Annotated in this window: 15 protein-coding genes and 6 pseudogenes; 9 read left to right on the top strand and 12 right to left on the bottom strand. The window is 59.1% G+C overall.

Going from position 1 to position 19,592, the window contains the following annotated elements; genetic code table 11:
• Nucleotides 1-768: 768 nt before the first annotated feature.
• A complete protein-coding gene (locus tag B0B13_RS01315; RefSeq protein WP_235090628.1) occupies nt 769-2,598 on the bottom strand; it encodes an ArnT family glycosyltransferase in 1,830 nt (609 codons plus the stop codon).
• 194 nt (nt 2,599-2,792) lie between these two features.
• Here B0B13_RS01315 and B0B13_RS01310 point away from each other — a divergent pair, with 194 nt between their 5' ends.
• Nucleotides 2,793-3,143: a superinfection immunity protein gene (locus B0B13_RS01310; protein ID WP_076793977.1), complete on the top strand. Its 351-nt coding sequence runs from the start codon at nt 2,793-2,795 to the stop codon at nt 3,141-3,143.
• A gap of 116 nt (nt 3,144-3,259) precedes the next feature.
• Here the strand turns inward: B0B13_RS01310 and B0B13_RS01305 are convergent, their stop codons facing one another.
• The gene (locus B0B13_RS01305) at nt 3,260-3,493 is read right to left on the bottom strand and encodes a hypothetical protein (protein WP_076788704.1); all 234 of its coding nucleotides are present in this window, start codon (nt 3,491-3,493) and stop codon (nt 3,260-3,262) included.
• A 67-nt stretch (nt 3,494-3,560) separates the two neighbouring features.
• On the opposite strand from B0B13_RS01305, the gene B0B13_RS01300 reads away from it, so the two are divergent.
• On the top strand, nt 3,561-4,172 hold the full coding sequence (locus B0B13_RS01300; protein WP_076793975.1) for an alpha-ketoglutarate-dependent dioxygenase AlkB family protein: 612 nt from the start codon (nt 3,561-3,563) through the stop codon (nt 4,170-4,172).
• Nucleotides 4,169-4,477, top strand: a pseudogene (locus B0B13_RS01295) (IS110 family transposase); the annotation flags it as partial. The gene B0B13_RS01300 and the pseudogene B0B13_RS01295, both read left to right, overlap by 4 nt.
• Nucleotides 4,478-4,510: 33 nt before the next feature.
• Here the strand turns inward: B0B13_RS01295 and B0B13_RS18850 are convergent.
• Together B0B13_RS18850 and B0B13_RS01285 are read right to left on the bottom strand one after the other, a co-directional pair.
• Nucleotides 4,511-4,732 (bottom strand): annotated as a pseudogene (locus B0B13_RS18850) (IS481 family transposase); the annotation flags it as partial.
• Between the two features lie 45 nt (nt 4,733-4,777).
• Nucleotides 4,778-5,179, bottom strand: coding sequence for a type II toxin-antitoxin system VapC family toxin (locus B0B13_RS01285; protein WP_076793973.1), 402 nt, complete (start codon nt 5,177-5,179; stop codon nt 4,778-4,780).
• An 870-nt stretch (nt 5,180-6,049) separates the two neighbouring features.
• Here B0B13_RS01285 and B0B13_RS01275 point away from each other — a divergent pair.
• The 4 genes and pseudogenes from B0B13_RS01275 to B0B13_RS01260 all read left to right on the top strand — a co-directional run bounded on the left by B0B13_RS01275 (nt 6,050) and on the right by B0B13_RS01260 (nt 8,871).
• Nucleotides 6,050-6,310 carry a type II toxin-antitoxin system TacA family antitoxin gene (locus B0B13_RS01275; RefSeq protein ID WP_076788410.1) on the top strand — a complete coding sequence of 87 codons (261 nt, stop codon included), beginning with the start codon at nt 6,050-6,052 and terminating at the stop codon, nt 6,308-6,310.
• Nucleotides 6,307-6,804 (top strand): GNAT family N-acetyltransferase, encoded by a 498-nt coding sequence (locus B0B13_RS01270; protein WP_076793970.1) that lies wholly within the window; start codon nt 6,307-6,309, stop codon nt 6,802-6,804. The genes B0B13_RS01275 and B0B13_RS01270 overlap by 4 nt, the downstream gene beginning before the upstream one ends.
• Before the next feature lie 127 nt (nt 6,805-6,931).
• Nucleotides 6,932-7,308 (top strand): annotated as a pseudogene (locus B0B13_RS18845) (transposase); the annotation flags it as partial.
• Nucleotides 7,309-7,722: 414 nt separating this feature from the next.
• On the top strand, nt 7,723-8,871 hold the full coding sequence (locus B0B13_RS01260; RefSeq protein WP_076793968.1) for a porin: 1,149 nt from the start codon (nt 7,723-7,725) through the stop codon (nt 8,869-8,871).
• A 172-nt stretch (nt 8,872-9,043) separates the two neighbouring features.
• On the opposite strand, the gene B0B13_RS01255 is transcribed toward B0B13_RS01260, so the two are convergent.
• Nucleotides 9,044-10,444 (bottom strand): GntP family permease, encoded by a 1,401-nt coding sequence (locus B0B13_RS01255; protein ID WP_076793967.1) that lies wholly within the window; start codon nt 10,442-10,444, stop codon nt 9,044-9,046.
• A 349-nt stretch (nt 10,445-10,793) separates the two neighbouring features.
• Here B0B13_RS01255 and B0B13_RS01250 point away from each other — a divergent pair, with 349 nt between their 5' ends.
• Nucleotides 10,794-11,396, top strand: a complete 603-nt coding sequence (locus B0B13_RS01250; RefSeq protein WP_286137198.1) for a hypothetical protein — start codon at nt 10,794-10,796, stop codon at nt 11,394-11,396.
• An 85-nt stretch (nt 11,397-11,481) separates the two neighbouring features.
• Here the strand turns inward: B0B13_RS01250 and B0B13_RS01245 are convergent, their stop codons facing one another.
• The 4 genes and pseudogenes from B0B13_RS01245 to B0B13_RS01225 all read right to left on the bottom strand — a co-directional run.
• Complete coding sequence (locus B0B13_RS01245; protein WP_076793964.1) at nt 11,482-12,321, bottom strand: hypothetical protein; 840 nt, start codon at nt 12,319-12,321, stop codon at nt 11,482-11,484.
• A gap of 150 nt (nt 12,322-12,471) precedes the next feature.
• A pseudogene (locus B0B13_RS01240) lies at nt 12,472-12,831 on the bottom strand (serine O-acetyltransferase); the annotation flags it as partial.
• 366 nt (nt 12,832-13,197) lie between these two features.
• A complete protein-coding gene (locus tag B0B13_RS01230) occupies nt 13,198-14,361 on the bottom strand; it encodes an IS30 family transposase (RefSeq protein ID WP_076793962.1) in 1,164 nt (387 codons plus the stop codon).
• Between the two features lie 175 nt (nt 14,362-14,536).
• Nucleotides 14,537-14,744, bottom strand: a pseudogene (locus B0B13_RS01225) (integrase core domain-containing protein); the annotation flags it as partial.
• A 173-nt stretch (nt 14,745-14,917) separates the two neighbouring features.
• Between B0B13_RS01225 and B0B13_RS01215 the strand changes: the two are divergent.
• A pseudogene (locus B0B13_RS01215) lies at nt 14,918-15,082 on the top strand (transposase); the annotation flags it as partial.
• Between the two features lie 65 nt (nt 15,083-15,147).
• Here B0B13_RS01215 and B0B13_RS01210 read toward each other — a convergent pair.
• From B0B13_RS01210 to B0B13_RS01200, 3 genes are read right to left on the bottom strand one after another with little or no spacing between them, the layout of a single operon-like run.
• Nucleotides 15,148-16,293 carry an acyl-CoA dehydrogenase family protein gene (locus B0B13_RS01210; RefSeq protein WP_076793960.1) on the bottom strand — a complete coding sequence of 382 codons (1,146 nt, stop codon included), beginning with the start codon at nt 16,291-16,293 and terminating at the stop codon, nt 15,148-15,150.
• The gene (locus tag B0B13_RS01205) at nt 16,277-17,881 is read right to left on the bottom strand and encodes an amino acid adenylation domain-containing protein (RefSeq protein ID WP_076793959.1); all 1,605 of its coding nucleotides are present in this window, start codon (nt 17,879-17,881) and stop codon (nt 16,277-16,279) included. The genes B0B13_RS01210 and B0B13_RS01205 overlap by 17 nt, the downstream gene beginning before the upstream one ends.
• Complete coding sequence (locus B0B13_RS01200) at nt 17,878-18,132, bottom strand: acyl carrier protein (RefSeq protein ID WP_076793957.1); 255 nt, start codon at nt 18,130-18,132, stop codon at nt 17,878-17,880. Before B0B13_RS01200 ends, B0B13_RS01205 begins: the two co-directional genes overlap by 4 nt.
• Between the last annotated feature and the right edge of the window lie 1,460 nt (nt 18,133-19,592).

Here is a 19,592-nt window from a genome sequence, read left to right as displayed (position 1 = left end):
ATGTTGCTCGGCAATCGCCTGCATGAAGTCGAATAATTCCACGCGCTGTTGCGGTGCGTATTGGGCAATCGATACGATCATCGGTTGTTGGATGACATGGCCATGTCGGGGGATTCCGTCTGCCGCGCGGAATAGGCGTTTGAAGGCCTCCGGTCGTTCGGCGGCCGGCAGCCATGGCAGCCGGTACCAGAGCGCCACGACGGGGTCGGTGCGCAGGCGGGGCTCGAACTGGAGGTCCTGCGTATCGTCGAGCAACTGTTGCAGCGACGCGAGGTCCACGATCGTTTCGGCCCGTCGGCAGTTGCGCCATGCCAGTCGTCGTTCGCGCAGGATCCCATAGGAGCGTTGGTTCAGCGCGGAAAGCTGTGCGATATCGTCACACGACAGGTACGACGCGATTTGCTGGATCACCTCCGGCGGCAGATCATCATACGTGGTTCGGCTTGCTGGCGCGGGCAATGCAGCGTTACAAACGACGTGACCGGTGCGCGCGGGCCGCGGGGGCGCGGCAGCGGCCTGCACGGAGTGTCGGCCGTCGGTGGCATAAACGGCGAACTTGACGGCATTAAAAGCGTCGTTGAAGTCGAGATCCATCGGCGGGTCAGTTAGTCGTGATCCACGTTAGATGAAAGCCATTCGAAAGATTGTATGTCAACAAGGGGCGAAGATCAGTCATATTTTTTCTTGATGCGCGCCAATCTGAAATATATTGGTTAATTGCTTACAATTTCGACACTGTTGCGTGTACCCGTGCCGCGGCCTGTGTGCCTACGATCGCGTGTCCTCGCGCACGAACACGCGCAGGCGCTCATGCGTATCGCCTTGGCGGGCACCTTGCCACACGCGTTTCCAGCCGTCGTAACCTGCGTCCAGCTTCGACGTATCATCCTGCACGATCAGCCAGCGGCAGGCGCTCGACGCGGCCATGTCGGGCGGCACAGGCCGATGCACGATACCGGTCACGTATTCGAGCATTGGCGCTTCCGATTCGCCGAGGCCAACGCTGGCCATGCAATCGCCGCTGTGCCAGTCGGCATGGAGCGACGCGGCCAGTTGCTCGAACACTGGCGTATAGCTCTTTGCGCGGTCCAGCCACGGCAGCAGCAACGTGAAGACAAGCCCCCAGGCGAGCGTCACGCCGGCGCACCAGACAAATGGCGCTTGGGCGGGTCCGAGCCGTCGTGCATATTGGCATGCGGCGAACCAGGCGATGCACAACGCAATGGCCAGCGCCACCGCTGGCGGCTGGAACGGAACCACGTAGTCCAGCGGCAGCCACTTTTGTAACCATCGGGCGGCGTCGTGCGCCGCGATCGGCCGCATCATCACCGCCCAAACGAACCAGGCCAACGCGCCGAACGCGGTAAACAGCACGAGGCTCAGCGCGCTCCATCCGCGTCGCAGCGCGGCGGGCAATTGGGCCACTCCATCCGCGCCGAGCACGGCGAGTGGAGCCACGAACGGCAACAGGTACAGCACCCGTGCGGTCGCCGACAGGCTGAGCAGTCCGATGCCGAACACGCAGAAAAGCAGCGCAATGCCGGTCGCCGGCTCGGTGATCTTGCGCCAGCCGCCGCGTGCGAGCGCGTACAGGGCCAGTGGACCGCTCGGAAACGCGCCGATCAGCAGCGCGCGCAGTACCACCGCATGATCGTTGTCGGAGCCCAGCCGATCCACTGAGAAACCGAGAAAGCGGCCCACGTTGTTGTCCCAGAACCAGTCGATGAACAGCTCAGGCGAGCGATGGGCGAGCAGTGCCGGCCAGACGAGAAAAAACGGTACGCTTAGCCCCATCGCGAGCACCACCGCCGCGACGTAGCGGCGCGAGCGGCACGCGGGCGTGAGCGCCGGTAATGCGGCCGCGGTCAGCGCCAGCACGCCGGGGATGAACAATCCCTTGGTCATCTGCGCGATGCCGGTGCCGATGCCGAACCATGCCACGTTGGTGAACGTTGCGCTGTGACCAGCCTGCATGCGCAGTGCGATCCGGTATAAGCCGTACAGTGCGCAGACGGTCCCGGTTACCAGTGCGACGTCCGTGAACAGGTCGTGTACGTGCTTGACCATGATCAGGGTGCCGCTGAACAGCGACAGTGTGACGAGCGTCGCTTGCCATGGATCGCGGCACTCACGCGCTGCTGCGCCGCCGGTATGACTCTTGTCGCGCGCGCGCAGGCGGCTCCACGCCGCTAACACCAGCAGTGTGACGGCGCCGCACAGCACCGTCGTGAGCCGGGCGCCGTCATGCAGCGGCAGCCATCGCGACAGGCTCCCGGCTACCAGCGCTGCGACCCAGTAGTACAGCGGTGGCTTCTCCATGAACGGCTGCCCAGCGTTGATGGGGACGATCCAGTCCTTGCCGTGCAGGAACGATTGGATCATGCCGAACGAATAGGTCTCGTCTTGCTTCCACGGCGCGTGGCCGAGTATGCCGGGCAGCAGGTATAGCAGGGCGGCGAGTACGATAAGTGCAGTGCGACGTAGCGCGAAGGGCGGCGCGGCCCATGAGTTGCTGGCCGACAGCGCATCCGGCGTCGGCGCACCTGGATGCGTGCCGCGAGCCGGCTGCTGCGGCGTGCGAATTGGCTTGGACTTCATACAGCGTTGTGAGAGGGTACTGACCATTTCAACGGCCAGGTTGGCCGGCAGGAGTGGTGAGCATACAGGAAGCCGCCCTGTCCGTTTGTCAAATGGCGGATCGCACGCCTGTTCGTTGCGGCTTCGGCGTTCGGCGCCGGGCATCGCCGGTCCTCGTGCTGCGGCACGGGGCAAGCTCGACTATAGTGTCGGACATGAGGATCACAATCATTCAACTGGTCCAGGCACTGGCGGTGTTGCTGTTGTATTTTGCCCCGTCGATCGTGGCTGACCGGCGCAAGCGGCCGGATACGTTGATGCTGGCTCTGTTCAATGTCTGCCTGGGGTGGACGGTTCTTGGATGGCTGCTTGCGCTGCAATGGGCGCTTGGACCAGTCGCGCATACGGTCGATGTCGGCAAGTTGACGGTGCGGCGGCGCACGTCGACCATGCGCATGTTGTCGAACAGCTTGACGCAGCGCGCTCGGCGCACGGATGCGCGCGATGCGCAACGGGAAGCGGACGTCAAGGCGGCGCGGGCGCGGGCGCGCCGCGGTGAATTCTAAACCGTAAGACGGCCGCATCCCCCGGCGCGTCGCCGCTCGAGCCGCACGGCAAACAGGCGCAGCCTCCCATCGCGCCGTGCACGCTGGCGCAGCGTTTGCGACACTGGCTGCGTTGCTCAGCCCAGGCCGTCGAGCATTGAGCTGAGCACTTCGTCGAACGCCTGTTGGGCGTCTTCCAGTTCCTGCAGTGCCGCGTCAAAGGTACTCAGCGCGAAGCCCGATGGGCGGCCGTCGCCTTCAGGCGGGAATTGTTTCTGCAGCGCGGCGAATGCACTTTGCACGCCAAGGGTCGCGGTCACCACGCGCTGCATGGCCCGCGTTTCCGCTGCCCGGATCTGTTCTACCGACATGGTGTGCATCCTGAATGGTTGGGACAAAAAAGATACTATCAGGGCTCATGCGTCGTTTCGTCGTTCTATGCTGGATCTTTTTGATGACGTTCCGAAACCGGACATAGATTGGTATCCGAATTGCCTCACACCTGCCGTGGTGGCGGACTCGCTGCGCCAGCTTATGGACGAGGTCGCGTGGCGACAGGACTGGATCAACACGCCGCGCGGCCGCATTCCGCTGCCGCGGTTGACCGCTTGGCAGGGCGATCCCGACGTCGTCTATGTATATTCCGGCATTGTGAACGTGCCGGCGCGATGGACGCCCACGGTGCTGGCGCTGCGTCGAATCGTGGAGCGCGTGGCCGCCACGCGGTTCAATAGCGTATTACTCAATCGCTACCGTCACGGCAAGGATGGCATGGGTTGGCACGCCGATGACGAAGCGTCGTTGGGCCAGCAGCCTATCATCGGCTCACTCAGTCTCGGGGCGGCGCGCACCTTCGAGTTGCGCCATAATGCGACCGGGGTCGTGCATAGGCTCAGGCTCACCAGCGGCAGTTTGCTCGTGATGCGAGGCCGGACGCAGGCTGAATGGAAGCACCGCGTGCCGAAGGCTGCTGGACTGGCTGCTGAACGGCTCAACTTGACCTTCCGTTGGGTCGAACCCACGCAGCGCACAGCGGCCGGGCGTGCGTGAGTGCGGCGCCTGTGCCAGACTCGATCACGGTCGCCTATGCGCTCGGCATGGGCGAGGTGAAACTGCTCGGCAAGATCGGCACCACGAAGGCGGACATCGATCACTTGTGCAAGCGACTGCAGTCGAAAGCGCGCCACGTCTGCGTCGTCTACGAGGCAGGCCCATGCGGCTATGGACTTTACCGCCAGCTCCTGCAGAAGGAATTCGACTGCATGGTGTGCGCACCGTCATTGATTCCCAAAAAGCTGGGCGAGCGCGTGAAGACGGATCGGCGCGATTCGATCAAGTTGGTGCGTTCCCTGCGCACTGAATTTGTGCGATTCACGGACATCGTTTCGCTTTTTAGGGGGCCGTTTTCGTGACATGTTGGAACTTGCATCTCCTATCGGAGCCACGAGTTCCAACACGCGCCGGTGATGTTTAGCAAGGGTCTTGTCGAGTCGCCATTCGCGGTGTTGGACGCGCTCTTTCAGTTCGTCGTAGGCACTGGCTACCTCTTGCGCGAGAGGTGTCAGTTCGCCCAGTTCTGCTATGCGATCGACGGGCGTCTTGCCACCGATGTCTGTGAATCGCACACCGCCTGCCGACTCAAGTCGCCTCGTGCACTATACCCAGTTTTTCAGGATGAGCGGCGCTTCGATCCGATCGTAATGGCGACTGTTGTTGGTGACCAATATCGCACCCGCTGAAAGCGCGTGCGCGGCAATCATCATGTCCATCTCGCCAATAGGTTGCCCGGTGCTGATCAACTGGTGACGAATCTCAGCATACCAATCAGCCGCTTCGGCGTCCCACTGTAAAGTACGAACGATTTTGAGGAACTGACGTACCGCCAAATGCAAACGATGCCCGAGAGGCAAACGCTTCAGGCCGTACAGCAGTTCGGCCCGGGTCATCACCGAAATACAGACTGTCGCTGGTACTAAACTCACCAATTTGGCCTCAATCGCGGGCGACTTGTCTTTGATTAGATAGCTGGTGATGTCGGTGCCCAAGAGATACAGCATAGTTACCGACACGCTTGGTTCTTCAAGGGAAGTTCATCACCCAAAATCCCTTGATCTTGCGGCGCCATGTTCAACGGGCGGTCGCCAAAAAATTCGTCCGGCACATCAATGGAACGGAGTAACTCAAAGAAATTCTAGCGGCAAGCGTACTGCTTGGCTGGCCCCATTTTTGAAAAGCTTGGCAATACGGGTATCGATCATAAAAAACCTTTACAGACTACGTCTATACAGCAGTATAGATTTTTTGGCGGCGACTGTTGAACACTGTTTTCCCCGCCCTGAATGACGAAGCTTGTCGCGCTTCGGGTCAGCCTGCCAATCAACTAGCCAGCATCACCCCAAAAAGCAGCCAAACGATTTGGCTAACCTTATTAGTTGTCCGCACGCCAGCATTGTAGATCCGGCCTACCCGATTCAGTTTTGCGTCGCTCACGACGCTTTCTTGCATCGACCTCAGCCACACAGGCTTTCCAAATCGCAGCGCGCCAGCTGTAGTCTAGCGAACGCGCCCACTGAATAGCTTCGAGCGACGTATTGGCCTCAACCATGGTTCGAGCCGCTTTCTCACCATCGCTTCGGCTTCTACCTCGGGCGTTTTGTCTCCCTTATACGCAATAATGATCTGCACAACGACACCGCGGGGAGAAAAGGTCACCTGGCGCACATCGACGACTGAATATAGACTGAAATCTCCCGCAGGCGGCCAATTCGGCGAAACGGCGATCAGCAACGCCGGCGGAATCGATCCGACCATTTCCGCAACGCCCGTTGTCAGGCCAGGCACCTCAAATGCTGGCTGGCGGTTCTGTTGTGTTGACAATAGATACACACTAGTTTAGTGTATCTGTTGTATATGCAAAGGAGCTTAACATGCGAGACGCCGCTATTAATCTGCGTGCATTGCCTGAACAGCGCGATCTAATAGACCATGCCGCAAGCCTACTCGGCAAGAACCGCTCTGACTTCATGCTTGAAGTTGCGTGCGAGCGAGCGCAAGCGGTTGTGCTGGATCAGGTCTTTTTCCATCTGGACGCTGACAAGTTCCAGCAGTTCGTGGCAATTTTAGATGCGCCGCAAAGTGCCAATCCGGGCCTTAAGCGCTTGATGAAAATTAAGGCCCCCTGGAAGTGAGGGTGGAACTTTTTGCCCCACAGCCCCTATGCGCTCAGCATCGGCTTGACGAGTTCGACTGTGGCGAGTCAGCTTTGAATGAATGGCTTAAGCGTCGAGCGTTAATCAACCACCTGAGCGGAGCCAGCCGTACATTTGTCGCGGCTAATGCAGACCATCGCGTCTTCGGTTACTATGCGTTGGCAGCAGGGGCGGTTTCACATCAGCAAGCCACTGGCGCGGTTCGTCGCAATATGCCGGACCCGGTTCCGGTAATGGTACTGGCCCGGCTTGCAGTCGACCTACGAGCCCAGGGCATTAAATTTGGCGCAGCCTTGCTGCAAGACGCGGTATGCCGGGTGCAAGCTGTATCGGAAAATGTCGGCGTTCAAGCTTTGCTTGTCCATGCGCTGCATGAGCGTGCGCGTCAGTTTTACGAGCGCTACGGATTCCAATCCTCGCCAGTGCATCCTATGACGTTAATGCTGCGCTTACCACAAGACAGCCGCCCGTAAAGGATCGCTGGCTGTAACGATGCGAGCCGCCAATGCGGCGTCGAATTCGTCCAAGCGCTCGTCTGTCTTACGGCGAACGGTTTGATCGCGTTTATGCCGAAAACGAGTGCGAACCGCAAAAAGGTTCGATGCCAACGGAAAGCCGATCACGGCAAACTTGACTGGCGCCAACCGTCACGATGTAACACAACTGATTCCGCTGGTTGAGGCCATCGTGCCAATTGTGGCGTATGTGGGCGGCCTCTGAACTATTCTGGCCGCGTGTACGCCGACCGTGATTGCGACCACAAAAAATACCGACGCATCCTTAATGAGCGATACATTCCCACAAGCATTGCCCGACGAAGCCACTCACACGGCAGTGGCCCCGGGAAGTTGCGTTGGGCCACCGTCGAGCGTACGCATGCTTGGCTGCATCATTTCCGCCGTCTGCGTATTTGCTTTGAACGTCGCGCTGACATTCACGAAGCGTTTCTCAAACTCGGTTATTGCTTGCTCTGCTAGAACACCTGTCAGTGAGCGCAATAGTCTTTACGAAACCGTCTCTTAATAGTGAGATATTGGAAGTGCTGCTTCTCTAGTTCGCAAAGTGTCGTTACCTGGACACTGGTAAAGGCCGGTGGATGCTAGCGGGGATAGGGCTCCAGCATCGCGTCGCAATCGAGCAACATAAAGCATTGCATATCGTTATTGACTCGCCCAAATGATTTGGATAAATCCAATAAATTCAGGCATTAACGCGCGCCATGCGCTTTATCACAGATAACGAAAAGGACTATTGCGCGATGCGGCATGCGACCCTTCCAGTGTGGGCATACATTCGACTTAATCCCACGGCGTATGCTGGACTATCGATTAGCCGAATGCACAGACGGCACGGTCTCGGGAGGCCCAATCTAAATAGCATAGGAGAAGCAGATGAAAAAGACTCTATTGGCTGCCGCGGTGTGCGGCACGTTTGCTGTCTCGGCTCACGCGCAAAGCAGCGTGACACTTTACGGCACGCTTGATGCAGGTCTGGTCTATACCAACAATCAACTGGGCCACAGCAATTGGCAGCAAGCAAGCGGCTCGGTATCGAATACCTATTTCGGACTGCGTGGCGACGAGGACCTGGGCGCCGGCCTGCATGCCCTCTTCAAGTTGGAGAACGGCTTTAACTTGAATAATGGACGATATAGCGAAAGTGGTTCGATCTTCAATCGGCAAGCTTATGTCGGGCTACGTAGCGATCAGTATGGCGCGTTGACCCTGGGACGCCAATACGATTCGGTGGTTGATTACTTGGCACCGCTGTCCGCGGCGGGCTATGGGTATGGTAACAACCTCGCTGGCCACCCGTTCGACAACGACAATCTCGACCACGCGTTCTCGATCAAGAACGCGGTTAAGTACACGAGCCCAAACTATGACGGCGTGCAGTTCGGCGGCTTGTATGGATTCAGCAACGCGGCCGGCCAGTTCTCGAACAACCGCGCATGGAGCGTCGGCGCGTCTTATGCGAACGGTCCGCTCAATGTGGCCGCCGCGTATCTGCAATTGAACAATTCGGGCAGCACAAATACCGGTGCGGTGGCCCTGGGCAATGGCGATGCAAACGTAGCTGCCGCGCTTCAACGTACGTATGGCGTCGGCGCAAGCTATGCGTACGGCCCGGCGAATGTCGGTTTCGTATGGACGCATACGCGCTTTGACAATATGCAAGGCGTAAATCTCGGCGGTCAAACTTTTGGCGGCCTCGGCGGCCCGAATCTCGGGATGGACAACTATGAGATCAACGGCCGCTATGCGCTGACGCCGGCGCTGAGCCTTGCAGCGGCTTATACGTACACCGACGGGCGCGTCAGTAGCGCGGACGGCAACGGCGATCCGAAGTGGCATACCGTCTCGCTGCAGGCGGATTACGGCCTGTCTAAGCGCACCGATGTCTACGTTGAAGGCGTGTACCAGCATGCGTCCGGCCAGTTGGGTAAGCTCGGCGCGAACTTCGCCGCGATCAACACGCTGTCGCCGTCGACTACCGGCAACCAGGTTGCCGCGGGAATCGGCTTGCGCCATCGGTTCTAATCGCGGTACGCGACGCTTTGCTCGAAGCGTCGCAAACGAGTGGCACGCTCGTGATTCGCAGTGATCGCACTGCGCGGCGTTGCGCCCGATGCCGCGCGCGATCCCGCCCGCCTCTATCTCGGCAATTCGGCCATATTGGCCACCGAATACGACGGCCAGAACCTGTGTTTTTCTAGATCAGTCCGGTGACGTAGAATACGGCGATCACGAAGAACACGGCGAGCGTCTTGATGACAGTGACCGCGAAGATGTCGCGGTAGGATTCGCGGTGAGTTAGACCGGTGACGGCCAGCAGCGTGATTACCGCGCCGTTGTGCGGCAGCGTGTCCATGCCGCCGCTGGCCATGGACACGATTCGGTGCAGCACGTCCAGCGGAATCTGGGCCGTCTGCGCGGCCTCCACGAACATGTTGGACATCGCCGCCAGCGCGATGCTCATGCCGCCGGACGCCGAGCCAGTAATGCCGGCGAGCGAGGACACCGAGATCGCGGCGTTGACCAGCGGATTGGGAATGCTGCGTAGTGCGTCGCTGACCACCAAGAAGCCGGGCAGTGCCGCGATCACGCCACCGAAGCCGTACTCTGATGCGGTATTGAGCGAAGCGAGCAGCGCGCCGGCCACCGCGGCCTTGGTGCCGCTGGCAAAACGCTCACGAATGCGGGTGAACGCGCTGAGCAGCACCAGCACGATACCCAGCAGCAGCGCGCCCTCCACTGCCCAAATCGCAATCACCCCCTTGGTGGCGATACTCAGCGGCGGGTGCACGCCGGGCAGCACGCTGGGCGCCACTGTATATTCGGCGCCATACCATTGTGGGAGCAGTTCGGTCAGCGCGAAGTTGGCCACCCCCACCAGCACTAGCGGCGCGAGGGCCAGCGCGGGATGTGGCAGGCTTGCCGACTCGACGTGCTCCGGTTCGTTGACCAGTGACGTGCCGTAGCCCTCGCCGCGCTTGAGGGCAGTGCGTCGGCGCCATTCGAGATACGCCAGCCCCACGACAAGGATGAATGCTGCGCCAATCATACTCAGCGCCGGCGCAGCCCAGGCGGTGGTTTTGAAGAAGGTGGTCGGGATGATGTTCGGGAGCTGAGGCGTGCCGGGCAATGCATCCATCGTGAACGAAAATGCGCCTAGCGCGATCGCGCCAGGCATCAGCCGCTTCGGAATGTTGCTTTGCCGGTACAGTTCGGCGGCGAATGGATACACGGCGAACACCACCACAAACAGCGACACGCCGCCGTAGGTGAGTAGCGCGCAGACGGCGACGATGACGGCGTTGGCGCGTGAGCGGCCGATGTACCGGATGGCCGCGGCTACGATCGACTCGGAGAATCCGGATAGCTCGATGACTTTGCCGAACACGGCGCCGAGCAGGAATACGGGGAAGTAGAGTTTGATGAAGCCGACCAGTTTCTCCATGAAGATACCGGAGAATACCGGGGCGACGGCGGTCGGGTCGGTGAGCAGTACCGCGCCCAAAGCGGCCACGGGGGCGAATAAGATCACGCTGTAGCCGCGGTAGGCGGCAAACATCAGAAACGCCAATGCGGCAATTACGATCAAGAACGACATGTCGACTCCCGCTCCATGATGGCCTTCGAAGGCCACTTGTATGATTTTCCTTGCAGTGCCCATGGCGTGGTGTAACGCTGGCTTAAGCACGAGCGCGCCATTGTGCCGCAAGCCGCATCCCACCGGTGATAAAGGGCACCTAAGGCCAGCTGTATCGATACTCGACCGGTGATAATGCCGCAAAGCGCCAATATTGTCTCATGATGTCGGTATGATGGGGTCGGGACGTAGATTTCGACAGGCACTCAAAATCGCTTGGGGGTATCAGGTATCAGGTATCGGGCGGCGGAAGCCGTGCCGATTGCTGGTAAAGTTTCGAATCCTTGTTTGACGAAGTAGCGAGGTGGATGTGGCAGTTTTGCAGATTTCCCGGCATAGGCGGCTGATCACGGCCGCAACAATCGCTTTTGCGGCATTGGCGTGGCTCGGCGCGTGCGCACCAGTCGCCGGCCCGAGCGAGGTGGATCCCGCCGGCGCAGCGGCGCTGAGGGCCGGGTCTGGGCGCGGTGGGCTGCCGTCCTCCGCTGCCCCAGCAACGGCCTCGACGCTCGCGGCGGCACCTGGCGCCGAAGCCACGTCATCAAATGCCGAAAAAGGACAGAATGCTCTGGCACGGGATATCGTGGTAGGCGGCGTTTCAGGCTATCACGTCACGTTGAGAATGACTCCCCCGGCGCAAGTGTGCGATGCCGATGCGTTCGTCGATGGTGTGAGAACAGGATATATCACCACATGGAACGGCCTGGTTGCCGCCTCCGGTGGCGCGTCCGACAACGGCGCATTGCATCGGCCGGTGTTCGACCCGGCGCCCGTCGTGCTATCCGATGAGCGTTACCGATTACTGTGGAAGGGCGGCCCTGAGCCGGCCAATGCATGTGCGGCGTACGGCTATCAGATTGGCAAGGTCATGGGCACCCGCCAGGCGTACATCGACGCGCGTGGTGCTTCCTGAGCGCGGCGCTCGCGGCGATTTCCGAGCGTGCGTAAGGCGGACGTCGCAGATGTTGCTTCAGAGCGCCACCGCTGAACCGTCAGCGTCAACGATGGCCGACGATGCGGTTCCAGCCGTGCCGGATCGACGCCTTCAGACGGTGCCACCCACCGCTCGCAGGGGCGACCCGTGATGCACCGCGCGTGGCGCATACGTTACCGGCCTGTGCAGGCGGGCGACTCAGTAGTCGGAGAGAGTTGTCCGCCAGCGGGTCGGTAAGTCCCAGTTCATCAGTCAGAGAGCGGACGGTGTTGTTGGCGCCGTCCGGATCGCGTGGCGGCGCGGGCTCGGCACATGAGGCATCCGTGCGTGCGGCACGTGATGCAGCCGGATGCGCGGTGCGGCTCGTGAGTACATCGTCATTTTGTAACGGGGTGATGTGGCTGTCGACGTACTGTGCGCCGGCGCATAGCAATGTGTCTCGCGCCACCGGCACCTGCAGGTGCGCGTAGACGTCGACACTGACTAGCGCCGATCCGTCACGCGACGCTTGCCGATACCGGGCAGCCTGGAATGGAAAGCGTCGGTGGTGGAATACGGCGGCAAGCCATTGCTCGATCGGCTCCCACGGGAGATGGACTGGCACCTCGTTAGCGCCTGCCGGTGTCTCGGCATCACGTGCAATCGGCGCCGATAGTCCGGTGCTGAGCGGCGATGGCGTGTCTCGCGCAGTATGCTCGGCGGCGGTCTCATTGCGTGGCGCAGCGGGGGCCGGCTCGGCGTGCGCCGCTTCGGCCCGCTCCCGATTCTCGCCGAGTGGGCGCGCGCTGCAGCGCGCATCATGGATTTTGATGTCTGGACGTGGGAAGCCGGCTTCGGCCAATGCGTGTTCGGCCCGCATCGCATCGTTGCGGTTGTCGAACACGCCGATCAATGTGTGTTTCATTTCACTACTCCATTGGGCAGATGTTCGCTTATGTAACGAGTACGCAATTTTCAGGCCTAGTCAACGCTTTTACAAATACTGCGATATTGAGTTGCTTTGCCGGCGCTTTATTTAAGAATTATGCAACTCTACCCTCCACAGCGAGCACCGTCACGCGCCCAGCGCATCGCCCGCGTCGGACACGTTGGTGTCGCCTTGCCGCACGTGGCCTTGCGAGATCGCGCTGCCCGGCGGCACGCTGTGTGTGAGCCACACGTTGCCGCCGATCACTGAGCCGCGACCGATCGTGATGCGACCCAGGATCGTGGCCCCCGCGTAGATGACCACATCATCCTCGACGATGGGATGCCGTGCATTGCCCTTAATTAGCGTCCCATCTGCGCAGGCCTCGAAGCGCTTTGCGCCGAGCGTGACCGCCTGGTACAGCCGCACGCGATCGCCAATGATCGCGGTCTTGCCGATCATCACGCCGGTGCCATGGTCGATGAAGAAGCTGCTGCCGATTTGCGCACGTATTGACTCAGGTTTTTTGCTACCGGGCGAAGCCTGCTGCCTCATGTAATTTGTTACCCGTCAGAATGCTGGTGGGGACGACTGATGGCGAGGCGGCTCAGCATGTTAACACGACGGGAATGGATAGGGATGGTTGGTGAGAGGTACCGCCGTTCTGACCAAAGCGAGAAGCGCGAGATACTGGATGAGTTTGTCCAGGTGACGGGATACCACCGCAAGCACGCCATCCGTGTGCTGTGCCGCGAGCCTCTGCCGCCGAGGGCGAAGTCCGGCCTTTAGCGACGCTACGACGATCAGGTGCGGGCCGCGCTGATCACGCTGTGGGAGGCTGTTGCGCGCAAAGTAAAAATGGCTCTGGTAGGTTCAACTGATGGATGCAACACTGATGCTGGCGTTTAGTTTATCTGCTGGCGTCGCGAACCCCAAAGTTTTTCTCGGACGTTGATTCAACTGCATGGCGATTTTATTCAATTCTGCTTGCGAGTAGCCCGCAAGGTTAGTACCTTTCGGGAAGTACTGGCGCAGAAGGCCGTTGGTGTTCTCATTCGTGCCGCGCTGCCATGGACTTTGAGGATCACAGAAGTAGACTTGAACCTTAGTTGTCACCGTGAATTTCTTGTGTTGAGCGAGCTCCATGCCCCGATCCCAGGTGATTGATCGGCGCAGTTCAATAGGTAGCTTGCGAACTTGCTTGCTTAACGCTGAAACGACGCTTTCCGTGTCTTTTCCGTTCACTTTTATGAGCATAGTGAAGCGCGAATGACGCTCTACTAAAGTTGCGATATGTGTATTGTTCGAGCCGCTGAGCAAGTCGCCTTCCCAATGGCCGGGAACGGCTCTGTCCTCTGCTTGCGCAGACCGTTCACGGATCGATACCGCATCGATGATTTGTCCACGCGGCTGTCTCTTCGCGCAAGCTTTTTTCGAACGACGCATCATGCGGCGTGTGCGCAGATGCTTCATCAGTTCCGCTTTCAGTACGCCACGGGCTTGGACGAAGAGACTACGATAGATCGTTTCGTGCGAAATCTGCATAGATGCATCGTCAGAGTAACTCAGCTTTAACCCGCCAGCGATCTGCTCTGGCGCCCATCTTTGTTGCAGCTTCCGGGCAATCCATTGTCGAAGCTTGACGTTGACGGCCAAGCGGCATAGTTTAGGCCGCCTCGCCAGCTCCCAGGCCCTCGCGTCCGCTAACGCCGCTCTGTACTGACTCAAGCCGCCATGGCGAGTAACTTCCCTGCTGATCGTAGACGGCGATCTACCAAGGCTGGCTGCGATCTTGCGAAGCGAATAGCCGGCCCCGATGCCGCGCGAAATCTCCTCTCTATCCGCAAGCGTCAATGCTCGAGCTGAGCGCTTGCGTGCGATAGGCATGATGCCGCCGTTCGGCCGTACGATGGCATGGATCGACGCCGCGTGTTTGCCCAGCGAGCGCCCGATATCACTTAACGACTCGCCCTCCTTCCACCGCTGCCACAACAACGCCTTCTGCGCGGCCGATAGGCCCCATCTTTTCTGGGTCACTTACCTTACCTCCTGGATTTTCCTTAGACCAGAAGATGTTGCGACGACCGGTTGAACCTACCAGAGCCAAATTTCAGATGCGCTTGACAGCGCTCGCTTGGCCGCTCCGATATCGCTCGCTTCGACCGCCGCCGCGACACGAGACCTTGCGGCCCATATTCGCGTAGTCGTGAAGAAACGCGCGCGGCGAGCGGTATTTCATCGCGCTATGCAGGGGCCTTTCGTTGCAGTGCTCAAAGGCGACAGCCAGGTCGCGCACGGCGGTCGCTGCGTCAGGTTTGGGGATAAACACAACGTAGTTGTGCTTCATTGTCTTCACCAAGCTTTCTGCCATGCCATTGCTCTACGGGCTACACGAGCGTTATCAGTGGCTTGAGACCGATGTCGAGCCTGCCAGAGTTTTAGTGTGCCGAGGTCATGAAACGATAACGAAAATAACGATTTATGACCGACACGACAGTGGCTAAGAAGAGTAAGAACTCAAAGGCGCCGAAGCTGTTCCGCGATGAGTTGATTGATCAACTGTTGGCGCGGATGCAGAGCAAGGATGCGGAGCCTGCACGACATTTTGATCGCGGTAGTCGACGGCCCGCGTAGCTTTCCCGAGGCGATTGAGGTGGTATGCCCGGCCGCCCAAATCCAGACTTGCATCGTGCATTTGATCCGCAATTGGCTGGACCTGGCAAGCTGGAAAGGTCGTAAGCTGCTGGCCACGGCGCTCGACGCCTTCGCGCACAGCGACACGTACCTGATTCGATCGCTACGCTGACGCATCGCTATGTCGGTTCATAATCCCAGTTCGGTGGCGATGATGTTGCGTTGAATATCAGACGTTCCCGAATAGAGGAGGGATGCGATGGCGTCGCGCAGTCCTCTTTCAGTAGGGGTTTGAGCGAGGTAACCTTGTGCGCCGTAAATGCGCAGTGCGTCTAGCGAAAACTTCGTGTACGTCTCCGAGACGAACAGCTTTGCACAGGCCGCTTCCAGCGTGGCATCTTTGCCCGCATCCTTGAGCCGCCCTACCCGATAGACGAGTTCACACGCGGCATCGAGGTTGACTTTCATGTCGGCGAGGCGATGGGAGATGGCTTGATTCTTTCCAATGGGTTGACCGAACTGGCGGCGGGTACGCGTGTGGGTAATGCATGCTTCAAGGCGGCGGCGCATGGCGCCCAACGTGGTGGCAAGAATGCATCCACGTTCATATTCCATGGCACTTTCAAAGACCTTGACGCCTCGTCCTTCTCGTCCCAGTACGGCATCGGCCGAGACACGGCAGTCCTTGAGTGTGATCCGGCCCATCTGTGCAGTGCGCAGTCCCATCTTTTCCAAAGGCGGGCTCAGCTCCAGGCCCGGGTTGGTCGTCTCGACCAGGAACGCGGTGACGCCCAGTGGACCGAGCGTGGGGTCAAGGGTGGCGTAGAGGACGCATAGATCCGCGATAGGGGCGTTGGTGATGTAGGTTTTCGAACCGTTGAGGACATAGCTGTCGCCGTCTCGTACCGCTTGGGTGCGCATGGAGAACACGTCTGAGCCTGCTTCGTCTTCCGTCGAGGCATTGGCCCCGATCAACGAGCCATCCATCAAGCCTGGCAGAAAGCGCGAGCGCTGTGCCGGTGTGCCGTGGATGGCCAGCGGCAGGGCCACGGTCCACAGGTGCGCGTTGAGCGAGAACAGCAGTCCCAAGTCTTCGCTGCCGTATCCCAGGCCGTCCATGACGGCAAGCAGGTCGGACAGCGGCGCGCCCGCTCCCCCGTACTCCTCGGGTAGGGCCATACTGAACAGGCCAAATTCTGCGCATCGGCGCCAGCCGTCCCGATGAAAAGTGCTGGCGCGGTCGGAAGCTGCGATGTCTATACTGAGCTGGTCGCGGGCAAAACGTGCGGCATGCTCGCGCAGCGCGACTCGTCGTTCATCAGGCGGGTTTGGCATTGCACTGACGCTCCAAAAGTTGATAGTGGGTCTTGCCCGTCGAGGTGCGGGGCAGATCAGGAAGGTAGCGGAATTGGTCAGGCACCATATACTGTGCGAGTCGGTTGTAACAGAACCGACTCAAATCTGTGGGGCAGACCGGGGCATCGCGGGCCACGACAAATGCCGTGATGGTGGTGTTCCCGTCGGAGCCGGAGCTGACCACCGCACAGGCGGTCAAGTCAGGGTGAGCAGCCAGACACGATTCAATCTCATCCAACTCAATCCGGTATCCATGACGCTTAATCATACGATCAAGCCGCCCCAGCAAGAGGTAGCCTTCGCACGAGGAGCGAACGACGTCTCCGGTGTTGTACCAGCGTTGGCCGTCGAGTTGAAAAAATCGCTGAGCCGTTTTCTCGGGAGCATGCCAATAGCCGGTCACGACAGATGGCCCTGCGACGCACAACAGGCCAGGTTCACCGTCGGGTACCGGTCGCTGATGCTCATCGACGACGATCGTGTTGCAGTGGTCGCAGGGATGACCGATCGGCAACGGTTCGACGCGCTCTGCCGGTATGGGCGTGGGTACACGGTAGGCAGTGCACACGTTGGTCTCAGTGGGACCATACAGATTGTAGTAGGCTGGTTGGGGCCACAGCTGCAGCAACCTGCGCAACTTCGCGATGGGGAAGACTTCGCCGGCGAAGAGCACGAGCCGTAGCTGGTTCGGAGTAGGGCTGCGCCCTTTGTGCTGTTCGGCCAGCATACCTAGAATGGCCGGTGCCGAATACCAAACCGTGATCGCCCGGGCGGATAGGAATGTGGCGAGATGACGTGGGCTTGCAGCAAGGTCGGCGTCGATCAGGTGAAGGCATGCACCGTTCTTAACGGAGACATAGAGGTCGAAGATCGACAGGTCGAAGTGCAAGGGGGCGTGGCTCGATACCTGGTCTTGCGCTGTCACCTTGAAGGCAGCCGAGGCCCATTCGACGAAGCTCACGGCGTTGCGCTGGCTGATGGCGACCCCTTTCGGTGTCCCGGAGGAACCGGAGGTATAAAGAATGTAGGCGAGCCGGTTCACATCCGGCGGGCTGCGTGGATACGCGTGTTTCTCGCCGTGCAGCATGTCCAGCGTTCGCCAGCTTTCATATGTGTCGTTCGTTTCCTCGTGACGTGGCTGCATCACCACCACGCGAGGCTTAAGCTGGTGTGTGTGTTGGATTAAATGCCGCGCTGATTCGGGGTCGGTGAAGATGATCCGAACGTCACAATCGCTGAATAAGGTGGCGGCACGCGTGCTTGAACTGCCCACGTCGGTGGGCACATAGGCCGCGCCTAGACGGAGTATGCCAAAGATAGCCGCAAGCGTCCGCGCGCTTTTGCGCATAAAAAGCCCGACACGTTCCCCTGCCACAATCCCGTTGCGGTGAAGGAAAGCGGCGATCCTATCGGCTGCTGCGGACAGTTCTGCATAGCTCAACGCAGATCCGTCGGAGTCGACGAGCGCACGAGCACTCGGCTGTCGCGCTGTCGTGTCGTCTAAGTATTTGGCTAAGTTCGCTGGTGGCTCGGACTGTTGTCCCCGCGGCACAATGTCGGTCGTCATTTTTCGCTCTCCGATGACTTTTCATCCACATAGCACGCGATCTCACGAATGGTGGTAAAGCGCGTCCTCGGGTCGCTGACACCGACGATGAGGCCGAATTCGTCCTCGACAAATGAGACCAGGCGCATGGTGGCCAACGATGAAAGCAGCCCCGACTCCCTCAGATTTAAATCGTCAGCAATATCCGAGCCATTTTCTTTTAGGATAGTGCCGATCACAAAAGCACGAATTTTCGCCAAGGTATCCGACATGGGCTTCTCCTTTAACAATCATGGACGAGGGACGTTCACGGTGTCATAGGCTCAAAAAAGCGCTGTAGAGGGGCATGGTGCGCAACTCTTTACGTATCGGACAATCGCCATAGCCGGTGCACTAACGTACCCATTGGGGCGCCTTGATATGACGTTAGCAAGCGCGGTACCCACTGGGACCCTGTTTCGTCAAGGTTGGCCTATTTCTCGACATGGACAGCGCACGTTGTGGCCGCTCCCCGAATGGTGACGGCTGCCCGCCTACACCCGCTGGCACGGCCTGGTGCAAGAAGTGAGGCGGAGCCACCGCCGCAGAGCGACTGCCTTGCCGGCTTGCCTTTGCATGTAGGGCCAATTAGGAGGAGGAAGGGCAACGCGAGTCCATGTCGATTAGAAACTCTTTGGATGTGTTTAATAGCAATAGACATAATATCATCGGTACACACGCGCTAAGTTAGCGTTATCGCACGCCCTATGAAGTCGCCGTTTGCCACCGTGTCCCGAAGATCGCAGCTGGGTGAGGGAGAAACACCTCACATCCTATGGGCAAGCTAACTGAAAGGACGTTGTCAAACTCACCGGCACGCATTATTTAAGCTAATTTTTTGCAGATCTAGTAAAAATTATCTCAATAGCCGGGCGGTTTTATGTACCGAAATGAGATTAGGCAACCGCTCTGTCGTGCGCAACGGTGTGCCTTGCAGCCCGATTTCAGGACCGGGTGGAACACTTCATTTTTTCATCGTAAGGCATACCAGCCGAGTTTTTCGACAGCCAGCTTGCGAGACGCGACAGGCAAATGGGTGGCCAGCTTCTGTTTAATGCGCTTCCTGTGGGTGCTGCTCGTTCAAGGGCGTGAATCTCTGTCACCGCCAGGGCGGGATACTGACGCTGCTTGTCCATGGGCGGTAGCACGGTCATGCGGGGCGATATCGAAATCCCAGTATTGCCCGCTCAGCCTTTTCTGGTCACGAACGGTGACTTCAGACACGCCCTTAAGCCTTACTTCATCCATATCACGGGCGATCATGTGCCCTTTGGTTGCAAGTTTTAATTTATTGTTTCATTCGTTCAAAACTTGTCGTTTAAGTAAAGGTAATGGATTTGAACGCATTATGGTGGGCGCTTTACAGTCTTTCAACCAGGCGCTAAGCGTTGCGATTACTTGAATTTTTGTAGCGGCTCCGGACAGCTGGGCACAGTGCTTGCGAGACATGAAGCACGTAACGTCGAGCTGATGGGTCAGCGAACGGGTGCGTAGCCGTATGGCTAAATAATGTGATGGCTGGGGGGAAATGAAGAAGTACCCCAGTTCTGCACCCAATGACGCCGCGCTGCGCGCTGCACTGGTTTGCCCTGTTCTTTTTAGCTGTCTTGCTTGACCGACTGTCATGCCAATTTGCGCGCAGTATCACTATGTCCAGTGTTTTCACTAAAACTTGCTATCGATTGGACGTGGC

It is taken from the genome of Burkholderia sp. b14, from assembly GCF_900156195.1.
GTDB lineage: Bacteria > Pseudomonadota > Gammaproteobacteria > Burkholderiales > Burkholderiaceae > Mycetohabitans.
The sequence above is the reverse complement of the archived record's forward strand: the minus strand, read 5'-3'. Positions and strand labels throughout refer to the sequence as shown.